The following is a 4,770-nucleotide window of genomic DNA, read 5'->3' on the forward strand; positions in this document are numbered from 1 at the left end:
CCCGGCTGCTCAGCCCGCGTACATCTGTTCGATCTCCTTGTCGAACCGCGCGACGATCACATCCCGGCGAAGCTTGAGCGAGGGCGTCAGATGACCGTCGGCAATCGAGAAGTCGATCGGCAGCACAACGATCTTACGGATCGACTCGGCCCGGGAGACCAGCTCGTTCGCCGCATCGACAGCGGGCTGAAGCTCCGCGCGCAGACGCTCGTCGGCGTACCAGGAATCATCCGCAAGCAACAGGCCCAGCCGATCAGCCCAGGTCCGGACAGCGGTGCGGTCGACGGTGACAAGAGCGGTGACGAACGGCCGCTCGTCACCGACCACCATGCAGTTGCTCACCAGGGGATGCAGCCTGATCCGGTCCTCCAGCGGCGCTGGCGAGACGTTCTTGCCACCATTGGTGATGATAATTTCCTTACGCCGGCCAATGATGTACAGGTATCCGTCATCATCGAGCCGGCCAAGATCACCAGTTGCGAGCCAGCCGTCATCGTCATCCGGCGTGGCACGCTCGGCCGGCGGCCAGTAACCGGCGGATACCTGCGGCCCGCGTACCAGCACCTCTCCGTCATCACTGATCGCCACCGTTGTCCCGGGCAGCGGCCGGCCGACGCTCCCCGGCCGGTTGGCGCCCGGCGCGTTTATGCTCACCGCTGTCGACGCCTCGGTGAGGCCGTAGGCACCGAAGATCTCCACACCGAGACCGGTCATGAACTCCGCCGTCGAGGGGTCGAGGAATGCCCCTCCGCACACGATGTACCGAAGGCGCCCGCCGAAAGCGGCGCGCAGGGGTCGGAACACCAACCGGTCGAACACGGGCTGGCCGGCACGCAGCGCCGGGTCCGCCAGCGCATGGCCGCGGCGGACTTTTCCCTCGTGGATCGCCGTGCGTTCCGCGGCGCGGTAATCCACCGCCGAGAGATCGACGCCGGCAAGCTGGCGGGCGTTTTTCCTGATCTTCTCCAGAGCATACGGGACAGCGATCAGAAATGTCGGCCGGAAGGAAGGCATAACCGCCAGCAGATCAGCTGGGCTGGCGAGGTGCCCCGTACGGACCCCCGCCCACAGACAACCAAGCTGGGTGACCCGCCCGAAGACATGGGACAGCGGCAGGAAAAGCAGGGTGCTCGCCGGCTCCGGATCCGATCCCGAGAAAACGACACCCAACTGTTCCACCACGTTCACCGCGGCCGCGAACATATTGCCGTGCGTGAGCATACAGCCCTTGGGCGGGCCGGTCGTGCCGCTGGTGTAAACGATTGTCGCAAGATCATCCGCGCGTACCGCGCGCCGGCGTCCCGTCACCATCTCGTCCGGTACCGAGCCCCCCCGGTCCGCGAGATCATCGAAGGAGCCGCCCAGCAACCACCGGCGATCGGCGGGGACGCCCAGGCCACCCTTCCCCAGCATGTCCAGCCGCTCGGGCTCCTCGACGAAACAGCCGGACACGCCTGCATCCCGGATGATATGTCCGACCTGGTACTCCGACGATGTCGGGTAGATCGGTACGGTCACCGCGCCGATCGTCCAGATCGCAAAGTCCGCGACGACCCACTCATAACAGGTGTGGCCGAGTACCCCTATCCGGTCCTGGGCCGCGACGCCGCCGGCCAGCAGCCCCTTCGCTACCCGCAACACGTCGTGACCGAACCCGGCGAGGGTGACGTCCTGCCAACCGGTGGCTGTCCGGCGACTCAGAATCGGTCGGTCCGGCTCCAGCCGCTTACGGTCGAATGCCATGCCGGCAAGCCCCTGGCCATGCGGCGGAGTGGCTCCGCCGGGCATGCTGAATTCCTGCACGACTACCCCTAACAGCGATATGTGCGGTCGGGTGACAAAAACAGGATAGCCGGCTCCGATGATGGCCGGAAAGGTTGTTCACAAGTATTCATGAACCCTATACTCAACGACAACGGAAAAACCACGATCAGTTCGATCGAAAGGAGCGCCGCCTTGTCCGTCAACCCCAGAGCGCCGATTGAGACGGACGTCTCCGGCCCACCATCGACCGACATTGTTCCGATCACCACCGAAGACGGATCGACCTTCGTCCTCCGGCTGTTCTCCCAGCAGGATCAAACCGCTCCCGCGGTGCTTCTCCTGCCGGCCATGGGTGTGCCGGCGACGTACTACAAACCGTTCGTCCAGGAATTGTGCCGGCGTGGGCTGTCCGTCGTAACGGTCGATCTACGTGGCCAGGGCGAGAGTGTCCGGTCGACGCGCCCCGGAACGCGGTCCGGTTACCAGGTGATAATCGAGCAGGATCTCCCCGCCATCATCGAGACCGTCCACCGCCGGTACCCCGCGGCGCCGCTGTTCCTGCTCGGTCACAGTCTCGGCGGCACCTTGGGGATCCTCTACGCCTCGGTCCGGCCGGATACCGTCGCGGGGGTCGCGGTCATCGCCACGGGGACCACCCACGTCAGCGGATTCGGTCGCCGGGGACCGAAAATCCTGCTGCAGACGCGGGCCGTCTACCTGGTGACCAGAATACTCGGCCACTGGCCCGGCCACCGGCTGGGATTCGCGGGCCGACAACCAGCCGGCCTCATGCTGGACTGGTGCCGACACGCCCGGACAGGACGGTACGAACCGGCGGGCTCCGAGCAGAACTTCGAGCAACGACTTCGGGAGCTATCCGTGCCGGTGCTTGCCGTCTCCCTGGACGATGATCTACTCGCGCCCCGGCGGGCGGTCGACATCCTGTGCGCGAAACTCGGCTCCGCCCCGCTGGCCCGGCTGCATCTCGACCGTGCCTCCGGACAGCTTCGGCTCGGCCACATCGACTGGATACGGGACGGCGGCACGATCGCCGCCCGGATGACCGACTGGGTTACAACCGTACGGCAGTAGCTCGTCACCCGGCCGCGAATATCACCCGAGCGCCGGCCGATCGGCTCCAGCGGCCGGCGCTCGGTCAGCGCAACTCAGAGCGTGTGTGAGATCGGGCTTTCGATCAGTGAGCCGCGGCCAGGGGGCGCCTGGCCGCGGCGAGCCGGAATGACGATCTCACACACGCTCTCAACCCGAAGGAGAAGGTGTCCGTGCACGCGAACGGCGCACAAGAAGAATCTCCGGAGCTGAACCGCATCCGCGAGCTGCGCGAGATACTGGCCTACGGACTGGAATCCGGGATCGGGGTCGGGCACTCACTGGGCATCACACTTGCGTCGGTGGAGAAAGGCCGGACGGTGTACACGCTCACGCCCTCACCGGCCACGGCCAACGCCATCTCCACCGTGCATGGCGGCGTCCTGGCGACCCTCATGGACACCGCTATGGGCAGCGCGATCTTCACCGAGCTGGCCGATGGCGTTCTTTACACCACGCTCGAGTTGAAGGTCAACTTCATTCGCCCGGTCAAGCTTGATGGCGACCAGCTCAGCTGCGAAGGCAGGACGATCAACATCGGTAGACGGACCGCGCTCGCGGAGGCCCGCGTCGTCGACCCCGCCGGAAAACTGATCGCCCACGGAACCAGTACCTGCATGCTCATGCGGCCCGCGGACGCGGCCTGAGACACACCGATCTGACCAGCACGCCCGGCCCAGCGCGCCGGGCTGTGCGCGCCCCGGGTCGTTCCACGTCAGCCCGTTCCACGTCCCAAGGGGCGTCCCGGCCCCGACAGACATCACAGTCCCAACGGGCCGCGGCTCCACCAGGTGCGCCTCCAGCCGGTCATCGACGGCCCGCTGGAGGCGCGCTCACTGCGCCCACCGGCCTCGAGCTGGCCGGCGGACGCCCCGGGAGAACATCAGGAGAGCTGGATGCCGAACCGCGCGGCCGGTGCGGCAAGGCGCACCGGGCCGTCAAAGACCCGGCTGGCGTCAGCCTGGCGGGCATGCAGCCATCCTGGGTCGGCGGAGATGAAATGGGTGAGCACAAGCTGGCCGACCTCGGCCGCGGCTGCGGTCTCACCGGCATCGGTGGCGCTGAGATGGCCGTGCGGCCCGTCGTCGCTGACCGCCAGCGTGGCTTCGGCGAGCAGCAGATCGGCCTTTGCGGCCAGGGAGATCAGCGCGTCGGTGCGCCCTGTATCGCCGGTGTAGGCGAGTGTTCCCGCCGGGCCCTCCACCCGGACGCCGCAGTTGGGCACAGCATGCCGCAGGCCATGCATGCCGATTTCGCAGTCACCCGCCTTGAACACCTCGCCGGCACTGTATTCCCGCACGTCGAAAGCGATGTCGAACGCCTTGTCCAACATGGGGATCGTCGCCACTGGAAAAAGTTTCGCAAGCTTGTCCAGGGTCGCCCGGCCGCCGCTCGGGACGTACAACGGAATCGGTGGGCGCTCGCTGTGGTCGTCGGCCTCCGGCAGGCTTGCCAGGTGTTTTCCGTATCGGGCCCGCCCGCTCAGAAGAGCCTTCCCGACAGGTAGCAGATCATAACAGTGGTCCAGGTGAAAATGGCTGATCACAACCGCGTCCAGCATCTTTGGATGCCCGATCGCGCTGAGCGCCAGAGCCACCCCAGGACCGCAGTCCAGCAGTATCCTGGAACTCTCCGTACTCACCAGATAGCCTGAACTGCCCTGCCCGCCGGATGGCATTCCGGAGCGGCAGCCGAGGACCGTGAGATGCATCAGAAGGACATCCGATCTCCTGAAATACAAAAATCAACACCATGCCTGAACGCACATTTCACTCGTTCCAGTGATGGTGCTGCGCAATCATGGAGCTGGCAACCGGCAGGTTCCACACGGGCGATTGCCAGGATTAATCGCCGCGGGCCCCGGCCATGCTCACGGCCCCGGCCGCGCCCACGGCC

The 4,770-nt window shown here is 66.1% G+C and carries 4 protein-coding genes; 2 read left to right on the forward strand and 2 right to left on the reverse strand.

Annotation, left to right across the window (positions count from 1 at the left end):
* Positions 1-9: 9 nt before the first annotated feature.
* Positions 10-1,788 (reverse strand): long-chain fatty acid--CoA ligase, encoded by a 1,779-nt coding sequence (locus MJ785_RS17215; protein WP_239381783.1) that lies wholly within the window; start codon positions 1,786-1,788, stop codon positions 10-12.
* Positions 1,789-1,893: 105 nt separating this feature from the next.
* Here MJ785_RS17215 and MJ785_RS17220 point away from each other — a divergent pair, with 105 nt between their 5' ends.
* Both MJ785_RS17220 and MJ785_RS17225 read left to right on the forward strand, forming a co-directional pair.
* Positions 1,894-2,856 (forward strand): alpha/beta fold hydrolase, encoded by a 963-nt coding sequence (locus MJ785_RS17220; RefSeq protein ID WP_239311858.1) that lies wholly within the window; start codon positions 1,894-1,896, stop codon positions 2,854-2,856.
* A 185-nt stretch (positions 2,857-3,041) separates the two neighbouring features.
* A complete protein-coding gene (locus MJ785_RS17225; RefSeq protein WP_239311857.1) occupies positions 3,042-3,521 on the forward strand; it encodes a PaaI family thioesterase in 480 nt (159 codons plus the stop codon).
* 236 nt (positions 3,522-3,757) lie between these two features.
* On the opposite strand, the gene MJ785_RS17230 is transcribed toward MJ785_RS17225, so the two are convergent.
* Positions 3,758-4,585, reverse strand: a complete 828-nt coding sequence (locus MJ785_RS17230; protein ID WP_239311856.1) for an MBL fold metallo-hydrolase — start codon at positions 4,583-4,585, stop codon at positions 3,758-3,760.
* Positions 4,586-4,770 lie beyond the last annotated feature (185 nt).

The organism is Protofrankia sp. CiT1, from assembly GCF_917627335.1.
GTDB lineage: Bacteria > Actinomycetota > Actinomycetes > Frankiales > Frankiaceae > Protofrankia.